The organism is Micromonospora chokoriensis, assembly GCF_900091505.1.
Classification (GTDB): Bacteria; Actinomycetota; Actinomycetes; order Mycobacteriales; family Micromonosporaceae; genus Micromonospora; species Micromonospora chokoriensis.
In genome coordinates this window covers 6,712,340-6,730,871 of sequence record NZ_LT607409.1, presented here as the reverse complement: position 1 = coordinate 6,730,871, position 18,532 = coordinate 6,712,340, and the positions used below count along the sequence as shown (strand labels likewise).

Annotated in this window: 16 protein-coding genes and 1 pseudogene; 9 read left to right on the top strand and 8 right to left on the bottom strand. The window is 72.5% G+C overall.

Going from position 1 to position 18,532, the window contains the following annotated elements:
* Nucleotides 1-33: 33 nt before the first annotated feature.
* Nucleotides 34-1,194, bottom strand: coding sequence for a sulfite oxidase (locus GA0070612_RS30420; RefSeq protein WP_088991041.1), 1,161 nt, complete (start codon nucleotides 1,192-1,194; stop codon nucleotides 34-36).
* 177 nt (nucleotides 1,195-1,371) lie between these two features.
* Between GA0070612_RS30420 and GA0070612_RS30415 the strand changes: the two are divergent.
* A pseudogene (locus tag GA0070612_RS30415) lies at nucleotides 1,372-1,962 on the top strand (murein hydrolase activator EnvC family protein); the annotation flags it as partial.
* Nucleotides 1,963-2,011: 49 nt separating this feature from the next.
* Here GA0070612_RS30415 and GA0070612_RS30410 read toward each other — a convergent pair.
* From GA0070612_RS30410 to GA0070612_RS30390, 5 genes are all read right to left on the bottom strand, one after another.
* Nucleotides 2,012-3,193: an aminotransferase class V-fold PLP-dependent enzyme gene (locus tag GA0070612_RS30410; RefSeq protein ID WP_088991040.1), complete on the bottom strand. Its 1,182-nt coding sequence runs from the start codon at nucleotides 3,191-3,193 to the stop codon at nucleotides 2,012-2,014.
* Between the two features lie 44 nt (nucleotides 3,194-3,237).
* On the bottom strand, nucleotides 3,238-4,386 hold the full coding sequence (locus GA0070612_RS30405; protein ID WP_088991039.1) for a tyrosine recombinase XerC: 1,149 nt from the start codon (nucleotides 4,384-4,386) through the stop codon (nucleotides 3,238-3,240).
* A 284-nt stretch (nucleotides 4,387-4,670) separates the two neighbouring features.
* Nucleotides 4,671-5,876 carry a DNA-processing protein DprA gene (locus GA0070612_RS30400; RefSeq protein WP_088991038.1) on the bottom strand — a complete coding sequence of 402 codons (1,206 nt, stop codon included), beginning with the start codon at nucleotides 5,874-5,876 and terminating at the stop codon, nucleotides 4,671-4,673.
* Nucleotides 5,873-7,393 (bottom strand): YifB family Mg chelatase-like AAA ATPase, encoded by a 1,521-nt coding sequence (locus tag GA0070612_RS30395; RefSeq protein ID WP_088991037.1) that lies wholly within the window; start codon nucleotides 7,391-7,393, stop codon nucleotides 5,873-5,875. The genes GA0070612_RS30400 and GA0070612_RS30395 overlap by 4 nt, the downstream gene beginning before the upstream one ends.
* Before the next feature lie 24 nt (nucleotides 7,394-7,417).
* Nucleotides 7,418-7,777, bottom strand: coding sequence for a YraN family protein (locus tag GA0070612_RS30390; protein WP_088991036.1), 360 nt, complete (start codon nucleotides 7,775-7,777; stop codon nucleotides 7,418-7,420).
* A 282-nt stretch (nucleotides 7,778-8,059) separates the two neighbouring features.
* On the opposite strand from GA0070612_RS30390, the gene GA0070612_RS30385 reads away from it, so the two are divergent.
* From GA0070612_RS30385 to frr, 5 genes are all read left to right on the top strand, one after another.
* The gene (locus tag GA0070612_RS30385; protein WP_157742645.1) at nucleotides 8,060-9,319 is read left to right on the top strand and encodes a hypothetical protein; all 1,260 of its coding nucleotides are present in this window, start codon (nucleotides 8,060-8,062) and stop codon (nucleotides 9,317-9,319) included.
* A 533-nt stretch (nucleotides 9,320-9,852) separates the two neighbouring features.
* Nucleotides 9,853-10,743, top strand: coding sequence for a 30S ribosomal protein S2 (gene rpsB, locus GA0070612_RS30380; RefSeq protein ID WP_088991034.1), 891 nt, complete (start codon nucleotides 9,853-9,855; stop codon nucleotides 10,741-10,743).
* 134 nt (nucleotides 10,744-10,877) lie between these two features.
* Entirely contained in the window at nucleotides 10,878-11,705 is an 828-nt protein-coding gene (tsf, locus tag GA0070612_RS30375; protein WP_088991033.1) for a translation elongation factor Ts, read from the top strand.
* A gap of 161 nt (nucleotides 11,706-11,866) precedes the next feature.
* On the top strand, nucleotides 11,867-12,634 hold the full coding sequence (gene pyrH / locus GA0070612_RS30370; RefSeq protein WP_030335195.1) for a UMP kinase: 768 nt from the start codon (nucleotides 11,867-11,869) through the stop codon (nucleotides 12,632-12,634).
* Between the two features lie 79 nt (nucleotides 12,635-12,713).
* Nucleotides 12,714-13,271: a ribosome recycling factor gene (gene frr, locus GA0070612_RS30365; protein ID WP_088991032.1), complete on the top strand. Its 558-nt coding sequence runs from the start codon at nucleotides 12,714-12,716 to the stop codon at nucleotides 13,269-13,271.
* Nucleotides 13,272-13,342: 71 nt separating this feature from the next.
* Here the strand turns inward: frr and GA0070612_RS30360 are convergent, their stop codons facing one another.
* A complete protein-coding gene (locus tag GA0070612_RS30360; RefSeq protein ID WP_088991031.1) occupies nucleotides 13,343-13,786 on the bottom strand; it encodes a hypothetical protein in 444 nt (147 codons plus the stop codon).
* 379 nt (nucleotides 13,787-14,165) lie between these two features.
* Between GA0070612_RS30360 and GA0070612_RS30355 the strand changes: the two genes are divergently transcribed.
* From GA0070612_RS30355 to GA0070612_RS30345, 3 genes are all read left to right on the top strand, one after another.
* A complete protein-coding gene (locus GA0070612_RS30355) occupies nucleotides 14,166-15,599 on the top strand; it encodes a phosphatidate cytidylyltransferase (RefSeq protein ID WP_088991030.1) in 1,434 nt (477 codons plus the stop codon).
* A gap of 104 nt (nucleotides 15,600-15,703) precedes the next feature.
* A complete protein-coding gene (gene rlmN / locus GA0070612_RS30350) occupies nucleotides 15,704-16,861 on the top strand; it encodes a 23S rRNA (adenine(2503)-C(2))-methyltransferase RlmN (protein WP_088991029.1) in 1,158 nt (385 codons plus the stop codon).
* A gap of 31 nt (nucleotides 16,862-16,892) precedes the next feature.
* A complete protein-coding gene (locus tag GA0070612_RS30345) occupies nucleotides 16,893-18,089 on the top strand; it encodes a DivIVA domain-containing protein (RefSeq protein WP_088991028.1) in 1,197 nt (398 codons plus the stop codon).
* An 84-nt stretch (nucleotides 18,090-18,173) separates the two neighbouring features.
* Here the strand turns inward: GA0070612_RS30345 and GA0070612_RS30340 are convergent, their stop codons facing one another.
* The gene (locus GA0070612_RS30340) at nucleotides 18,174-18,395 is read right to left on the bottom strand and encodes a DUF2631 domain-containing protein (protein WP_088991027.1); all 222 of its coding nucleotides are present in this window, start codon (nucleotides 18,393-18,395) and stop codon (nucleotides 18,174-18,176) included.
* Between the last annotated feature and the right edge of the window lie 137 nt (nucleotides 18,396-18,532).

Genomic DNA, 18,532 nt, shown 5'->3' with positions numbered 1-18,532 from the left:
GCCCCCCACCCGTGGCGTAGCACCGGCCGCCGATCACTCGGCCGGCACCACGACCTCGACCCGCTGCACCAGGTTGTTGGCGAAACCGCCACGGTTCCACGGCTGTTCGACGGGCTGGGTCCGCCCGGACGCGTCGGTCGCCCGGGCACCCAGCACGTAGTGGCCCGGGGTGGCGGTCCACTCGTACCGCCACCGCCGCCAGGCGAAATCCCCGGAAGCCGCCGGGTCCAGCTCGGCCGACGCCCAGCTCTGCCCACCGTCGGTCGTCACCTCCACGGCCACCACCGGGGCGTGCCCGGACCAGGCCCGACCGTCGACCGTGCACGGGCCGGGGCGCAGCACACGGCGGCGGGACATGAAATCCGGGAAGCCGGGCGGGCGGACCAGCGCACGCGGCTCGATCCGGGTGACCGGCACGCCCGGGTCGTCGGCGTCCTGTCGTACCCGGTAGGCCACCGCGTTCTGGTACCCGTCGAACGGCTCGGTCCGCACCTCGATCGAGTGCAACCACTTCACGTGCGCCATGCCGTACCAGCCCGGCACGATCAGCCGCAGCGGCGCGCCGTGCTGCGGCAGCAGGGGAGCGCCGTTCATCTCGTACGCCAGCAGCACCTCCTCGCGCAGCGCGTCGGCGACCGGCAGCGCCCGCTGGTAGTCCTGCTCCACCCCGCGCTCGACGCCGTGATCGGCACCGGTGAAGACCACGTCCACCGCTTCCGGCCCGAGCCCCGCCTCCCGCAGCAGCGGAGCGAGGGGAGTGCCGGTCCACTCGGCGTTACCGACCGCCTCGACCAGCCACGGCTGGCTCACCGGTCGGGGATGCAACAGGGCCCGGCCGTTGCCGGCGCACTCCAGGGTGACCTGCCGGGTGACCCGGGGCCGCTCACGCAGGTCGGCGAGGCTGACCGTCAGCGGCCGGTCCACCGCGCCGCCGATGGTCAGCGCGTGCGTCGCCGCGTCGACCTCCGGGATGTCGTAGTGGATCAGCAGGTAGTGCAGCCCGGCCGGGGTAATGTCGTAACGCAACGCCTCCAACGGGATCCCGTGGTTACGCGCGGCGAGCTGCAACTCCTCGGCGCTGATCGCCTCGCCCGGCTCCGCGAGCCGGGACGGGCCGCTCACATCCGCCACGGTCGGGCCGGAACCTTCGGCGCCGCCCGCACGGGACGTCGTCCGGTCGTCGAGAGTGGTCATGCGGGCCTCCCCGGTACAGACGGCGGCACCCCGCCGTACGCGGCCCAGCTTAGGGCCTTGGGCGTCGCGCATAGCAGATCAGCGAGGGCGTCGGGTGGTCGTCCACAGCGCCGCCGGTTGTCCACAGGTTCGCCGACCGGGCTGGCGTCCCACCGACCGTGGCCGGAGGCTGCCGTCATGCGACAGCCATGGGTCCGCTCGATCCGCCGTACCGTGCTGCTCTGCGCCGCCGTACCCCTCGCGCTGACCGTGCAGCTCTGCGGTCTGTCGGTGCTGGTCGCGGCGATGCCCGGCCAGCCACCTACACCGAGCGTGCCGGTCGCGTTCCAGGCCGCCGCTCCTGCGCCCGATCCCGCCGAACACTTCCGCTGGCCGCTCGACGGGCCACCGCGACTGGTGCGCCGCTTCGACCCGCCACCCCGGCCGTGGCTGCCCGGCCACCGGGGCGTCGACCTGGCCGCCCCGCCCGGAGCGGTGGCCCGCAGTGCCGGGCCGGGCACCGTGCTCTTCGCCGGTCTGGTGGCCGGCCGACCGGTGGTCACCGTGGGGCATGCCGGCGGGCTACGAACCACCCACGAGCCCGTGCAACCCGGGGTACGCCCCGGTCAGGCGGTCGCCGCAGGCGCGCCGCTGGGCGACCTGCTGCCCGGCCATCCGGGTTGCCCGGCGGACGCGTGCCTGCACTGGGGCCTGCGCCGGGGCGAGGAGTACCTCGACCCGCTCGCCCTGCTCGGCCTCGGCCCGGTACGACTGCTCCCGGTCAGCGGGTCTGCTGCCGGTGCCGTTCGGCCGGCGGGCCTTGGGCCGGTGCGGTCGGTCAGCGCTGGGCGAGCAGCGGCGGCAACCGTGTGGCCAGCCGTTCGTACTCGTCAGCGGTGTTGTACACCTGACCGGTCAGCCGCAGCCACCCCCGACCGTTCCAGCTCATCACCGCCACCTCGGCGGCGAGCCGCTCGCCTATCCGCGCCTGCAACGCCCGCGCCGCGTCGATCGTGGTGCCCGTCCCGGCCGGCAGCGGAATGAGACGCAGGGACACCCCCGGTCCGCCGGGGTCGGGCAGATCGGCGGGCGGCACGCCCAGGGCGTCCCCCACCACCCGCTGGCCGTACGCGGCGAGCGCCGCGTTGTGCGCGCGTACCCGGTCCACACCGAGACTGCGCATCGTGAACAGACCCGCCGGGGCCGCCAGCCAGGGCGTGTAGTCGAGGGTCGCCTGCCACTCGAGCCGGGCCGGGAAGCCCGACTCCTGCTCCCACGAGACCACCAGCGGCTCGATCCGGTCCCGCCACCGCGGTGCCACCGCCAGCAGTGCGGTCCCGCGTGGGGCGTACGCCCACTTGTGCAGGTTGCCCACCCAGAAGTCGGCACCGATGCTGGCCACCGTGGTGGGCAGCATCCCCGGGGCGTGTGCGGCGTCCACCAGCACCGGCACGTCGTGTTCCCGGGCCACCCCGACGATCGCGGCGGTCGGGAAGAGCTTGGCGGTGGCCGAGGTGAGCTGGTCCACGACGAGCAGTCGGGTCCGGCCCGGACGCAGGCCGTCGCGGACGATCTGCACCAGCTGCTCGTCGGTGGCCGCCAGCGGAATCGGCAGGACCCGGCTGACCGCCCCGGTACGGCGGCACTCACGGTGGATGGCCAGGCTCACCGCCCCGTACCCGTGGTCGGTGCTGAGGATCTCGTCGCCGGGTCGCAGGCCCATCGACTGGAGCACAACGGCGACGCCGGTGGTGGTGTTGCCCACCAGGGCGCTGCCGTCCGGGTCGGCGCCCAGGAAACCGGCGAGGTGCCGGCGGGTGTGCGCGATCCGGTCGACCAGCCCCTGGGTGAAGAAGCGCAGCGGGTTGGATTCCATCTCGTCGCGCAGCCGCTGCTGGGCTCGCTGCACGCCGATCGGGACCGCGCCGAACGAGCCGTGGTTGAGGTGACTGACCGCCGGGTCCAGGGAGAAGAGCAGGCGGGCGCCCGGGATCGGCTCCGGGGGCTGCGGGACGCTCACCCGATGATCGTAACCGCCGGGGCCTCTCGTCCTCCGGCCCTTGATCAGGCGCGGGGGTGAGCCTGACGGTAGGCGGCCCGCAGCCGCTCCACCGAGACGTGCGTGTAGATCTGCGTGCTGGCCAGCGACGAGTGGCCCAGCAACTCCTGCACGGCGCGCAGGTCCGCACCACCCTCCAGCAGATGGGTGGCCGCCGAGTGCCGGAGACCGTGCGGGCTCGTCCGGGGCAGGCCGGCGGCTTCGGCGTACGCACCGACGATCTGACGCGCTGTCGTCGGATTGAGCCGACCACCTCGGGCACCCAGCAGCAGCGCGTCCCCGGAGTGGCCGCCCACCATCGCCGGCCGGCCCTGGCGCAACCAGTCGTCCAACGCCCGCTGTGCGGGCACCCCGTACGGCACCGAGCGCTCCCGTCCGCCCTTGCCGAACACCCGGATCACCCGTCGGCCGTGGTCGACGTCGGCGACGTCCAGCCCGCAGGCCTCACTGACCCGTACGCCGGTGGCGTAGAGCAGCTCCAGCAACACCCGGTCGCGCAACGGCACCGCGGTCTCCTTCGGCGTGCCCGATGTCGCCCCGGCCTCCGGTCCGGTGCGTGCCGGGTCCGTGCCCCTTGGGTCCGTGCGCGCTGGGTCCGCGCCCCTTGGGTCCGTGCGCGCTGGGTCCGCGTGCTCTGGGTCCCTGCCCCTTGGGTCCGTGCGTGCCTGGTCTGTGCGTTGTGGGTGCGGGAGGTCGGTGGGTGGCGGGTTGGTGGGTGTTGCGCGACGGGCCGGGGCCTCGACCAGAGCGGCGGCCTGGTCGGCGCGCAGCACACTGGGCAACTCCCGATGCGCACGAGGGCTGGCCAGCGCCGCGCCGACGTCGGCGGAGAGTAACCCGGCCCGGTGCGCCCACGCGCTGAACGCCCGCGCCGACGCGGCCCGCCGCGCCAACGACGTGCGCGCCGCACCGGTGGTGCGTTGCCGCGCCAGCCAACTACGCAGCACCGACAGGTCCAGCTCGGCCAGGTCGACGCAGCCCATCCGTACGGCATGGTCGAACAGCGAGACCAGATCGGTGACGTACGCGCGGACGGTGTGCGTCGACCGGTTGCGCACCCGGGACAGGTGCTCGGCGAAGTCGTCGACCGCTTCGCGCAGGGCTGGCGGCAGTGCCTGGTGCATGACCCGGGTGCTCCGGTCAGGTCGGCTCATCGCGGACGCGCGGATCCGCCGGCCGGCCTGTCGACCTCGGCACCCTCGCTGGCTGCTGGCACACCCGTCAGCCTACGACCGACGGGTGCGCCCCACCGGTCACGTGATGCCGATTCTCGGAGCTCGGCTATCGACGGTTGTTCCTCTTGGCCAGGAACACCACCAGGCCCACGACGACGACAGCGGTCGTGACGAGCAGGCACAGGACGGAGATGTGCCACGGCTTGATCGCACCCATGCTGCGCACCGTACCGGGAGCAGCGACTGTCGGGGTGCCCCAGCACTCACCGAGCCGGGACGGTCGTGCTGCCGCGTTTGGGCGCGACCGTTGCCACGAGCGCGTAGCCGTCGTCGCGACGGACCACCATGGACAGCTCCTCCAACAGGGACAGCTTGCGCATCGCGGTGCGGACGTCGAGGCCGGCCCGGGTCGCGAGGGCGTCCACACCGCGGGCACCGCGACGCGGCAGCGCCTCCAGCAGTGACCGCGCATCGTCGTCGAGTGAGTCGGCGGGCCGCTGCGGACCCCGCGCTGGTGGCGCCAGGTCCGCGCCGATCCGGCCCACCTCCTCGAGCACGTGGGCGACGCCGGTGACCAGGCGGGTCTTGGGGTTGTCGCGGAGGAACTCGTGCGCGCCGACGGACATCGCCGAGGTCACCGGCCCGGGCACCACCATCGCCACCCGGTTGCTGTAGACGGCTCGGCGCGCGGTCTGGGTCGCGCCACTGCGTGCCGACGCCTCCACCAGGACGGTACCCAGGGTGCCTGCGGCGATCACCCGGTTACGGATCAGGAACCGGGGCCGCAGCGGCTCGGCGCCGGGCGGCCACTCACTGACCAGCAACCCGGTGTCGGCGATCCGGTCGAAGAGCGCGGTGTTTCCCATCGGGTACGGCCGGTCCAGTCCACAGGCGAGCACCGCCACGGTCAGACCGCCCGCGTTCAGGGCACCCCGGTGAGCGGCGGCGTCGATGCCGAACGCACCACCCGACACCACTGTCCAGTCCCGTTCGGCCAGCCCGTACCCCAGCTCGGTGGCGACGTGCTGGCCGTACCCGGTGGCTGCCCGCGCCCCGACCACGGCCACCGAACGTTCCAGGGCCTCGCCCAGCGGCCAACCTCCGCGTACCCAGAAGCAGAGCGGTGGGGCGGTTTCCAGGTCCACCCGCCGGGTCACGTCCGGCAGGCGCAGGTCGGCGAGACCGGCAACCCGCGCCGGCCACTCCTCGTCGTCCGGCGTGACCAGTCGGGCACCGAGCCGGTCCGCGCGCTCCAGTGCCTCGGCTGCCACCGCCCGGGCGTCGCCGCCCGCCAACCGGGCCGCCACCGTGCTGTGCAGCCAGCCGTCCGGACTGCCCCCGTCCAGCAGCAGATCCAGGGTCGCCACCGGGCCGAGCCGTTGCACCAGGCGGTACACCACGCGGGTGCCGGGCTCGGCCAGCCAGGTCAGCGCGACCCGGGCCAACCTGCGCTCCTCGTCGGCGTTCACATCGCTTCTCCCGTCCGGAGTTGGATCGCTTCCCGCACGTCGTCCCGGTCCGGTCGATCTCGGCCGTCCAGGTCGGTGATGGTCCAGGCCATCCGGATCACCCGGTCGAAGCCGCGCGCCGACAGCGAACCGGAGTCGAGCCGGCCACGCAGTTCGGCGGTGACTCGGGCGGGCAGCCGCCAGGGCGGTCGACGCAGGTGCGGGCCGTCCACCTCGGCGTTGAGCCTTCGGCCGAGGCCGGCCCAGCGGGTCGCTGCCGCCTGTCGTGCCGCCGCCACCCGCGCGGCGACCGTCGCCGACGGCTCGACATCGCCGTCGGGTGCCATCAACTCCGCCGCCCGCACGGGCATCAGCCGCACCTGCACGTCGATCCGGTCGAGCAGTGGCCCGGAGAGTCGGCCCAGGTAGCGGCGACGGACCAGCGCGGTGCACTCGCACTGCGAGTCGCCGGCCGGTTTCGCGCAGGGGCAGGGGTTGGCCGCCAACACCAACTGGGTTCGTGCCGGGTAGACGGTGCCGCCCCCGCTGCGGCTGAGTTGGATGCGGCCGTGCTCCAGGGGTTGGCGCAGCGCCTCCAACGCGCCCTTGCTGAACTCGGGAGCCTCGTCCAAAAACAGGACCCCACGGTGGGCCAGCGACACCGCGCCGGGCCGAGCCAGCCCCGAGCCACCGCCGACCAGCGACGGCACCGTCGCCGTGTGGTGCGGCGCCTGGAACGGCGGACGGCGCAGCAACCGGCCGCCCGGCGGCAGCAGCCCGGCCACCGAGTGCAGTGCCGTCACCTCCAGCGCCGCCTCGTCGTCCAACTGCGGCAGGAGCGACGGCAACCGTTCGGCGAGCATCGTCTTGCCGGCGCCCGGAGGGCCGAGCAGCGCCACATGGTGCCCGCCGGCGGCGGCCACCTCCAGCGCGCGCCGGCCCAACTGCTGCCCGGCGACGTCGGCGAGATCCGGCCCAGCGACGACGGGTGTCGGCGTGGCCGCCGGCGGCTCGATCAGCGGGGTGCCGTCGCGGACGAAGGCGACCAGCCGGTGCAGATGGTCCACCGCTCGTACCCGTACCCCAGGGATGACCGCGGCCTCGGCGGCGTTGCCGATCGGGACGATCACCCGCTCGACGCCGGCCTGGGCCGCGGCGGCGACCATCGGGAGCACGCCGCGCACCGGTCGGACCGTGCCGTCGAGCCCCAACTCGCCGAGGACCACCACACCCTCCAGGGGGAGTAGCGGCAGCTCACCCGAGCCACCCAACAGAGCCGCGGCGATGGCCAGGTCGAAGGCCGAGCCGAACTTCGGCAGGGCGGCGGGCAGCAGGTTGAGGGTGATGCGCCGGTTGGGCCAACGCTGACCGGAGTTGACCACGGCGGCGCGGACGCGGTCGCGGGCCTCGTGCAGGGCGGTATCCGGCAGGCCGGAGATCACCACGGCCGGCAGCCCGGCGGCAAGGTCGGCCTCCACCTCGACCAGGTGGCCGGTCACCCCGACCAGACCCACGCAGAGCACCTTCGCGTAGCTCATGACGCCGCCTTCGGAGTGCGCATCTCAGAACGCGCCCTTGAGGTGGTCCACCCGTGCCGGACCGGCGTCGGGCAGCCGCACCGACAACACGTCGAAGCGCACCTCCTCGGCGGTCGTGCCGGTCTCGGTCAGCCAGCGCGCGGCCAGCCCCCGCAGGCGGCGGGCCTTGGCCGGTACGACAGCCTCGGCAGGGGTGCCGAAGGCGTCGCCCCGGCGGGTCTTCACCTCGCAGAAGGCGAGCACCGGCCCGTCCCAGGCGATGATGTCGATCTCTCCGGCCGGGCAGCGCCAGTTGCGGGCGATCGGCCGCAGCCCTGCCTCGGTGAGGTGTCGGACGGCGCACCGCTCCCCGTACGCGCCGACCGCCTGGTTCCGCTTCGTCATGAAGGCACGGTGCCCGCCGAAGTGCGAACGCCGCGACCTCGGTGACAGCAGATCTGTGGACAACCTCTGACCTGTGGACAACCGGACGATCAAGCCCGCGTCGTGCTAGGGGCGATCCTCGCGAACTCACCGCTGTCGGCAGCGCCTTGATCGAGTGATGAAAAACAGCTTCCAGGACAGCTGTGGACCTCTTTCTCATCACTTGATCAAGGCTGGTGGTGGACGCGAGCGCGGGTCGGGCCGAAATGGCGCGGGCGTGGCCGGTCGCATACGGTGCCTGACGTGGACGGACGACGGAGTTTGCCGGAAGAGCAGGAGCCGCGCTGGTACGCCGAAGAGCGGGGTCGCGGTTATGGCGAGTCGGAGTGGCGCGGCGCGGGTGAACCGCGGTACCGGGACAACGACGTCCCCGAGCAGCGTGGCCCGATCGAGAGCCGCTCCGTCGAGGACACCGGCGTCGGCCGACGCCGGGAGCCCGACTCCGGACGCTTCGGCGCGGTGGACGCGGGTCGGTTCGGCGGTGCGGTGGAGTCGGACGCGGGTCGGTTCGGCGGTGCGGTGGAGTCGGACGCGGGTCGGTTCGGCGGTGCGGTGGAGTCGGACGCGGGTCGGTTCGGCGGTGCGGTGGAGTCGGACTCGGGTCGGCTGAGCGCGGTGGACACCGGTCGGTTCGGCAGTTCGCCGGAGTCGAACTCCGGTCGCTTCGGTGCTGTCGATGCCCAGCCTGGTCGATTCGGCGCGGGTGAGCCCGACTCGGGACGGTTCGGCGTGGTCGACCCGTTGGGGGATGCTCGGCCGGAGGTTGACGGGTACCGGGCAACCCGTTCACGGCGCGCCGACCGGGATGCTTCGGAGATCTCGGGGGAGTTGCCCGCTCGTTGGGCGGCCCCGGAGCCGACCGGGGCGGGAGCGCCGCTCACCGTCCGGGATCCTTCGGAGACCTCGGGGGAGTTGCCGGGTCGCCGGGCCGCCCGGGAGTCGACCGGGACCGACGCATCGCTGACCGTCGGTCGCGAGGAGGCCGGCCGTTCGTCGACGCCGGTAGCCGAGACCCCGGCCGGCGCTGTCGCCGACCAGGCTCGCCCCGCCCCGCTCGGCGGGTATCCGATCATCGAGCCCACCCGTGGCGGTGGCGACACTCCGCATCCGCTGGAGATGCCGACCGGTCCGATGCCGGGGATCGGCCCCCGTCCCGACCTGCCCACCGGCGAGCCGTCGGTGTATCCGCCGGCCGCCGACGGCGTCTACCGGACCCGTCGGCCGGTGTTGGCCGTACTCTTCGCCCTGTTGGTGTTGATCTTCGAGGTGCCCGCGCTGCGGGTGCTGCTCGCGGGCGTGACCGGCGACCCGGTGGACGCCGGGAACGTCGTGGTGGGCATCGCCCTGGTCGCCGGGCTGCCGATCTTCGCGATCGGGCTCTACGGGCTTCGAACCGGAGGTCTGGCGCTGTCCGACACGGGTCGGGGCTGGCTGCGCCCACCGACGGCCTACCTGACCGTCGGCCTGGTGCTCTTCATCGCCGCAGCGCTCGCCGCCGACTGATCCTGAGCCGAGCCGCCCGCGCCACCCGGCCCGCCCTGCCTGCCTCGCCCTGTCCGCCTCGCCCTGTCCGCCTCGCCCTGTCCGCCGCGCCCTGTCCGCCGCGCCCGCATGATCGACTCGGTTTCCTGGAAATCGCGGTGTCCACGCCACTGCGACGCCCCGCTTTTCAGGAACCCGAGTCGATCACGGCACCTGAGGCGCGCCCGGGGCCGGCCCGGCCGGGGCTCACGCGGGGCCGGGGCGGCACCTGAGGCGCGCCCGGGGCCGGCCCCGGCCGGGGCTCACGCGGGGCCGGGGACGCGAGGACGGCGCGGCGCACCCCGGGGCGGCTGAGCGGGTGAGGGGCGTACACTGGCCAACTGGCGACCGCCTCGTGCGGTCGACCTCGCGCGCCCTCTTCACGAATCGTCGTGGAGCGACGGCCTCCCTGGTCCCGATCTCGATCGGGCCCACCATGGGCCGGCGACCAGGCGCCAGGACGCCCGGCCACCGGCCGGGCGTGACAACCAGGGATCTAGAGGAGTACCCCAACCATGGCCGTCGTGACCATGCGCCAGCTGCTGGAGAGCGGTGTCCACTTCGGGCACCAGACCCGGCGCTGGAACCCGAAGATGAAGCGCTTCATCATGACCGAGCGCAACGGCATCTACATCATCGACCTGCGCCAGACCCTCGACTACATCGAGAAGGCGTACGAGTTCGTGCGTGGGACCGTCGCCGAGGGTGGCAGCATCCTGTTCGTCGGCACCAAGAAGCAGGCCCAGGAGGCGATCGCCGAGCAGGCGACCCGGGTCGGCCAGCCGTACGTCAACCACCGCTGGCTCGGTGGCATGCTGACCAACTTCCAGACCGTGTACAAGCGGCTCCAGCGGATGAAGGAGCTGGAGGGCCTGGGTGACCTCAGCGGCACCGCCGCCGGTTACACCAAGAAGGAGACCCTGCAGCTCTCCCGCGAGAAGATCAAGCTGACCCGCACCCTCGGTGGTCTGCGGGACATGCAGAAGCTTCCCGCCGCGGTGTGGATCGTCGACACCAAGAAGGAGCACATCGCCGTCGACGAGGCCCGCAAGCTGGGCATCCCGGTGATCGCGGTGCTGGACACCAACTGCGACCCGGACGAGGTCGACTTCCCGATCCCGGGCAACGACGACGCGATCCGCTCGGCCGAGCTGCTGACCAAGGTCGTGGCCGCCGCCGTCGCGGATGGTCTGATCGCGCGTTCCGGCCGTCGCCGGGGCAACGACGAGAAGCCCGAGGGTGTCGCGAGCGACGAGCCGCTGACCGAGTGGGAGCGCGAGCTGCTCGAGCCGAAGAAGGCCGACGAGTCGACCGCCGCCGCCGAGCAGCCCGCCGCCGAGCAGCCCGCCGCCGAGCAGCCGGCGCAGGCCGCCACCGAGCAGCCGGCGGCCGCTACCGCGGAGTGATCGCACCGTCGCTGCCCCGCCGTCCGTTTTCGCGAACGGCGGGCAGCGGCGGTACGCCGGGCACGATCCGCCCGGATCCGGGTAACCGGCACCTCTGACCATCCACACGCCGTCTCAACACCGAAGAGAGAGCCATGTCCCAAATCACCGCCGCGGACGTCAAGAAGCTCCGCGACCTCACCGGCGCCGGCATGATGGACAGCAAGAAGGCGCTGACCGAGGCCGAGGGCGACTTCGACAAGGCCGTCGAGATCCTGCGCGTCAAGGGCGCCAAGGACGTCGGCAAGCGGGCCGGTCGTACGGCCGCCAACGGTCTGGTCGCCCACTCCGGCAAGGCCCTGCTGGAGCTCAACTGCGAGACCGACTTCGTCGCCAAGACCGAGTCGTTCATCGCGCTGGCCCAGCAGTTGGTCGAGCACGGTGAGCGCTCCGGCGTCAACAACGCCGAGGAGCTGCTCGCCAGCGAGCTCGACGGCAAGGTCGTCGCCGACCTGATCCAGGAGCAGTCCGCCAAGATCGGCGAGAAGCTGGTCCTCAACCGGTTCGCCAAGGTCGAGGGCACCACCGCCGTCTACCTGCACCGCAAGGCCCAGGACCTGCCGCCGGCCGTTGGCGTGCTGGTGTCGTACACCGGTAAGACCGACGAGGCCGGCGACGCCGACGCCCGCGGTGTGGCCATGCAGATCGCCGCGATGCGACCGAAGTACCTCACCCGGGACGAGGTTCCGGCCGAGATCGTCGAGTCCGAGCGGCGCATCGCCGAGCAGACCGCCCGCGAGGAGAACAAGCCCGAGGCGGCCCTGCCGAAGATCGTCGAGGGTCGGGTGAACTCCTTCTTCAAGGACTACGTCCTGATCGAGCAGGCGTCGGTGGCCGACAACAAGAAGTCGGTGAAGCAGGTACTGGCCGAGGCCGGCATCGAGGTCACCCGCTTCGTGCGGTTCGAGGTCGGCCAGGCCTGAGCCGTCACCGGGCGCCCTGGGCGCCCGTGGGCAGGAGACGTCGACGAGGAGGCCGCCGGTGTACGTGACAGGCACCGCGGCCTCCTCGTCACATAGGGTCGGCAGCGGCAGGTTCGCGGTATGCGCCGCACGGGGTGTGCGCGTGGTGAAGGGCGGGGCGGATGACGCAGGTTGTGAGTGACCGGACGCTGGAGCTGGACGATCCGACGGCACCGCCGCCGGGGCGGGCCCGCCGGGTGGTGCTGAAGCTCTCCGGCGAGGTCTTCGGTGGTGGCGCGATCGGCGTCGACCCGGACGTCGTCCAAGCCATCGCCCGGCAGATCGCCACAGTGGTACGCCGCGGCGTGCAGGTCTCCGTGGTGGTCGGCGGCGGCAACTTCTTCCGCGGCGCCGAGCTGCAGAAGCGTGGGATGGACCGGGCCCGCGCCGACTACATGGGCATGCTGGGCACCGTGATGAACTGCCTCGCGCTCCAGGACTTCCTGGAGAAGGAGGGCATCGAGACCCGGGTGCAGAGCGCCATCACGATGGCCCAGGTCGCCGAGCCGTACATCCCGTTGCGGGCGATCCGGCACCTGGAGAAGGGCCGCGTGGTCATCTTCGGCGCCGGCGCCGGCATGCCGTACTTCTCCACCGACACGGTGGCCGCCCAGCGGGCTCTGGAGATCCGGGCCGATGTGGTGCTGATGAGCAAGAACGGGGTGGACGGCGTCTACACCGCCGACCCCCGGATCGACCCCACCGCCAGCAAGCTCGACTCGATCACCTTCTCCGAGGTGCTGCGCCGCAACCTGCGGGTGGCCGACGCGGCGGCGTTCAGCCTCTGCATGGAGAACGGCCTGCCGATGCTGGTCTTCGGCGCGCAGGGTGACGACACCATCATCCGCGCGGTGGGTGGCGACAAGATCGGCACCCTGATCACCGCCTGAGCCCCGCCGATCGCGGTGGCGGCGGTCTGACGACTTTCAGCAGAGCCCACGACGAGCACAGAAGGAGGCGAGGAGACCGGTGATCGACGACACCCTCCTCGAGGCCGAGGAAAAGATGGAGCGTGCGGTGGAGCACGCCAAGGAGGAGTTCGGCGCCATCCGCACCGGTCGCGCCAACCCCGCCATGTTCTCCAAGGTCATCATTGACTACTACGGCACTCCCACGCCGTTGACCCAGATGGCGTCCATCGCGATCCCCGAGCCGCGCATGGCGATCATCAAGCCGTACGACAACTCGCAGATCAACGCGATGGAGAAGGCGATCCGCGACTCGGACCTCGGGGTGAACCCGAACAACGAGGGCAGCCAGCTGCGCATCCTGCTTCCCCAGATGACCGAGGAACGCCGCCGCGACATGATCAAGGTGGCCCGGCACAAGGGCGAGGAGGCCAAGGTGGCGATCCGTAACGTCCGCCGCCGTGGCAAGGAGGAGCTGGACCGCATCGTCAAGGACGGTGAGGCCGGCGAGGACGAGGGTCGCCGCGCCGAGAAGGAACTCGACGACCTGACCCAGCGCTACGTCGCCAGCGTCGACGACCTGGTGAAGCACAAGGAAACCGAGCTTCTCGAGGTGTGACGATCCGCCCGCTGTCGGGTGTGACGCTCCGAGGCCCGTTCCCGACCTGGGAACGGGCCTCGTGTCGTACGTCAGCAGGGGATCCAGACGGTCCTGGTGCGCTCCGCCAGCTGTTCCCCGGTGTCCGCGTCGCGCAGCGCGAAGCGGACGGTGGCCCGGCCCGGGTGCAGCACCGGATCCCTGCGCGCGAAGCCCATCGCGAGCTGGACGGTGCCACCGTCGCACTGGATCTCGCCGGCGCCCCGTCCCGAGGTGGCCCAGAGCGTCGGCAGGTCGTCCTGCACCAGAGAGGCCGACATGAGGTGCGGGCCGGCGGGACAGTTGCGGGCGGTGGCGCGGGCGCTGGTCGCGGGGTACGCCTCGCCGGGCTCGGCCAGGGGCGGTTCGAACAGGTACAGCTCGCTCGCCTGGCGATCGATGGTGATCCTGGTGGGTGCCGTGGTGGCGGCGGCCGGTGCCCCCGCTGCCAGGACGATGGCGGCTGCGGTCAACGCCGTCAGACTCGTCTTGTACATGTGTGTGTCCCTCCCCGTCGGACCCGCCGGCGGGAGCCGGCGCGCCCCCAGGGCACCACGTCGGACGTGCCCGGCTCAGTTGTTGATCGGGCAGGAGACGAGTCGGATCGATGACTGCGGATTCCGCTCGCGATGGCGTACCGACCGGGTGGGCGCCGCCGTCACGCGGACCGCCGACCAGGTCGGGGTCCGTCGGCGTGCCTCGTCCGCCGTGCCGATCCGGCGAGTGCAGTAGGCTCGGCAGGATTCCCGGCCACCGGGTGGTGAACCAGGGGAGTCGACCGACCGTCGAGGCGGTCAATCGGAGAACATCGCGCGTGTAGGGGATGCTTGTGGTCGTGCGTCATGTGGTGGTTCTCGCGCCCCGTCGCGGTGCGTGATGTCCCGCCCCGACCCCTACGGCAGCGAGCCTCGCGGCTGGGACCGCCCGGAGCGCCCGGTGGCGCTGCCCTGGCCCGACCAGGAGTTGGACGCCGGCCAGTGGAGCCGCGGTCCCACCGCCGGTCCTGAGCTGTACGCCGACCCGCACACCCGGCCGTACGCCGAGCCGCACCCGACGGGCCCGTACGACGAGCGCGGCCGTGCGGTCCGCCCGGACGACCGGGACCGTTTCGACGACCGTGACCGGCGCGGTCGCTTCGACGGCCGGGACCGGCGCGACGACGAGCGGAACCAACCCGACCGGTACGAGGACCGGGGGCGCTCCGGCTGGCCCGGTGATCGTGCGCCCGTCGGTCCGGACGCCGCCCCCACCCGCCCGGAGCGGTACGACGAGCCCGCCCGGTACGACGAGCCTGCTCGGTACGACGAGCCGGAACGGTCCGGTCCGGTCCGTTTCGACGACGACGCGTACCCGACCGCGCAGCTCGCGCCGATCGGTGCCGAGCTGTTGCCGGACCCGGAGCCGGTGGACGAGCCGGAGCCGCCGGCCGGTCGGCGGACGAAGGGTCGGCGTCGGGCCGGCGTCGACCGACCGGCCACGCAGCAGGTGGGCAACGGGCGGGCCGGCCGCAATCTCCCGGCGGCGATCGGGGTCGGGCTGGCGCTCGGCGCGCTGATCGTGGTGCCGCTGGTGTTCTACCCGTTGGCGTTCCTGCCGGTGATCGCCGGTGCGGTCGCCGTGGGCATCTGGGAGATGGCCCGCGCGGTCCGCCGCAGCGGGGCCCACCCACCCCTGGTGCCGCTGATCGCCGGCGGAGTGCTGACCGTGGGCCTGGCCTGGTTCGCCGGCCCGGACGCGCTCAGCCTGGGGCTGCTCGTCACCGTGCTGGGCACGATGATCTGGCGGCTCGGTGACGGTCCGGCCGGTTTCCAGCGGGACCTCACGGCGGCCACCCTGATCGCCGTCTACGTGCCGTTCCTCGCCGGCTTCGCGGCGTTGCTGGCGGCGGCTCCCGACGACGGTTGGATGCGGATCCTGGCCACCCTGGTCGCGGTGGTCCTCTCCGACACGGGCGGGTACGCGGCCGGCGTCTCGTTCGGCAAGCACCCGATGGCCCCGTCGATCAGCCCGAAGAAGTCCTGGGAGGGCTTCGCCGGCTCGGTCACCGCGGCGGCCCTGGGCAGCGCGTTGCTGCTGTGGCTGATGTTCGAGGTGGCCCCCTGGTGGGGTGCGCTGTTCGGGGTGGCGGTGTCCTGCGCGGCGGTCCTCGGTGACCTGGCCGAGTCGATGATCAAGCGGGATCTCGGCGTCAAGGACATGAGCAACCTGCTGCCCGGCCACGGTGGTCTGATGGACCGACTGGACTCGATCCTCTTCGCCGTGCCGACCGCCTACCTGTTGCTGGCCGTCCTGGTGCCGGTGGTGAACTGAGGCATGGATCACGGCGTTCCGGTCGTCCGGCTGCGGGGGTCGCGGCCCGTTCGGCACCTCCGGATCGGCACCTGCCGTCGAAGGCGTGACACACTGGACCAGCCATGACGAGCCTGCCGTTGATCCCCGCCATCTCGGATGCCCCCGCCGCGCGCCGGGCCTCCATGCCGCCGAAGCACCTCGCCGACCTGGACCTGGCCGGTCGCCAGGCGCTGGTCACCGAGTTGGGTGAGCCTGCCTTCCGCGCGAAGCAGGTCTCGAACCACTACTTCGGGAGGCTGGTCCGCGATCCGCAGGCCATGACCGACCTGCCGGCGGCGACCCGGGAGCGGCTGTCCGAGCGGTTGATGCCCACGCTACTCACCCCGGTGCGCGAGCTCGCCTGTGACGACGGCGCGACCCGCAAGGCGCTGTGGCGGCTGCACGACGGTGCGCTGGTGGAGAGCGTGCTGATGGGCTACCCCGACCGGGTCACCGTCTGCATCTCCAGCCAGGCGGGCTGTGGCATGGCGTGCCCGTTCTGCGCCACCGGCCAGGCCGGGTTGACCCGCAACCTGTCGACTGCCGAGATCGTCGACCAGGCGGTCTACATGGCCGGTGTGGCCGCCTCCGGCGTGGTCGCCGGGTCACCGCCGCGGCTGTCGCGTGTCGTCTTCATGGGCATGGGCGAGCCGCTGGCCAACTACAACCGGGTCGTCGCGGCGATCCGTCGGCTGGTCAGCCCAGCTCCGGAAGGGCTCGGCCTGTCGCAGCGGCACATCACCGTTTCCACGGTGGGCCTGGTTCCGGCCATCCGCCGACTGGCCAGCGAAGACCTCTCTGTGACCCTTGCGTTGTCGTTGCACGCGCCCGATGATGATCTGCGCGACGAACTCGTGCCGGTAAACCAGCGCTGGAAGGTAGCCGAGGTGCTGGACGCAGCGTGGGACTACGCCGCCCGGACGGGCCGTCGCGTGTCGATCGAGTACGCGATGATCAAGGACGTGAACGACCAGCCCTGGCGGGCCGACCTCCTCGGACGGCTGCTGGCCGGCAAATTGACCCACGTGAACCTCATTCCGCTCAACCCGACGCCGGGCAGTCGCTGGGACGCGAGCCCGAAGCCGGTGGAGCGGGAGTTCGTCCGGCGGTTGCGCGACGCCGGGGTGTCCACCACCGTACGGGACACCCGAGGTCGCGAGATCGACGGTGCGTGTGGCCAACTCGCCGCCGCCGAGGACAACGACACCAACACCGACCGCGCCGGAGAGGCACCGGCGTGACCGGGCGTGGCGAACGAGACCAGGAGACATAGTGGCGAGTCAGGGTCAGCGTTTCCGGCGCAAGGCGCTCCGCCGGGGATACAAGGTCGACGAGGTGGATGCCTTCCTCGACCGGGTCGAGGCGACGCTCGACGGCCGACAGGTTGGTGCGCCGGTGGCCTCCCAGGAGGTCCACGACGTCGTCTTCCGGGTCCGGTTCAACGGCTACGACGAGTGGCAGGTCGACCTTCACCTGGACCGGGTGGAGCGGCAGCTGGCCGAGCTGGAGGAGCGCAACAGCGCCGGGCGCGGTGGCGGCATGGCTGACCGGTTGGGCCCACCGGACCGGATGGGGCCGCCGATGCGCGATGAACGGGGCATGGCCCCGCCGATGCCGCCGCGTCCGATGCCCGCCCAGGCCGGCCCGCCCGCGGACCGGTACGGCCGCTACGACGAGCCGACCGGCGCCTTCGCGGGTGGGTACGACGGCCCCCGCGGCGGTTACGACGCACAGCGTGGCCCGGCCGGTCCCGGCCCGATGGGCCCCGGTGGTCCGATGGGCCCTGGCGGCCCGATGGGGCCCGGTCCGATGGGTGGCCACGGCGCTCCGCCGCGCGGTCTCCCCGCCGGCCCTTCCGGCTACGGCCAGGACGACCAGCGCGCGCCGGTTGGTTACGGCCAGGACGACCAGCGCGCGCCGGTTGGTTACGGCCAGGACGACCAGCGCGCCCCCGGCGGGTACGGCCCGCCGGACGAGTCGCGTTTCGACGGCTTCGAGGCCGGTCGGCACGGCCGCACCGACATGACCGCCGAGATCCGGATGCCCGAGCGGGACCTGCGCGACATGCGCCGGGGCCCGGCTGGTCCGCCTCAGCTGCCCCAGCAGGGCATGGGTGGCCCGCCGATGGCCGGTCCGCCCGCTGTCGCCGGCCCTCCGATGGGCGGCCCTCCGATGGGTGGCCCCCCGATGGTCGGTCCGCCGATGGCCGGTCCTCCCGGCAGCGACCTGTACCGGGTCGACCAGATCCGCCGTAGCTTCCAGGTCCGTCGGTTCGGCAGCGGGTACGACCCCGACCAGGTGGACCGGTTCTTCGAGACCCTGCTGGGTGGGATGCAGCGCCGCAACCCGATGCCGGTCGACCCGAAGGACCTCGACACGCTGCGGTTCGGGCTGGTTCCGGGCGGCTACTTCGAGGCCGAGGTGGACGCCGCGCTCAAGGACGTGCAGGACATTCTCTTCGGGCGCTGATCCGACGCGTACGGACGAGGGCCCGTCCCCGGGTGGGGGCGGGCCCTCGGCGTACGTCGGCCGGTCGTCCGGCGGACGGTCGGGTCAGGAGCGCAGACCGCTGCGCCGCAGCACGATGTCGCCGATCACGATGATCAGCAGCAGTGCGGCCAGGCCGATCAGCCAGAGGTCCTCGACCCTGCCCTCGTGGTTGCCGCAGATCATCGCCAGCAGCGCCAGCGCCGACAGCACCGCGCCGATCTGCCCGGCTTTGCGGTGCCCGGGCTTGTGCTGGTCCGGCGACGTTACCGGCTCGCTTCCTGCCACTGTCGGTCCTTCCCTCGCGATCGGATCTTTGGTTAGTCTGGCACGCCTCCCGCTCGGGGCGGCGAGGTGGGGGTTTCTCGGCCATCAGGCTCTGCCTGCCCCGGGCCGGACAGCACTACCGGCGTCGCGGGGCGACG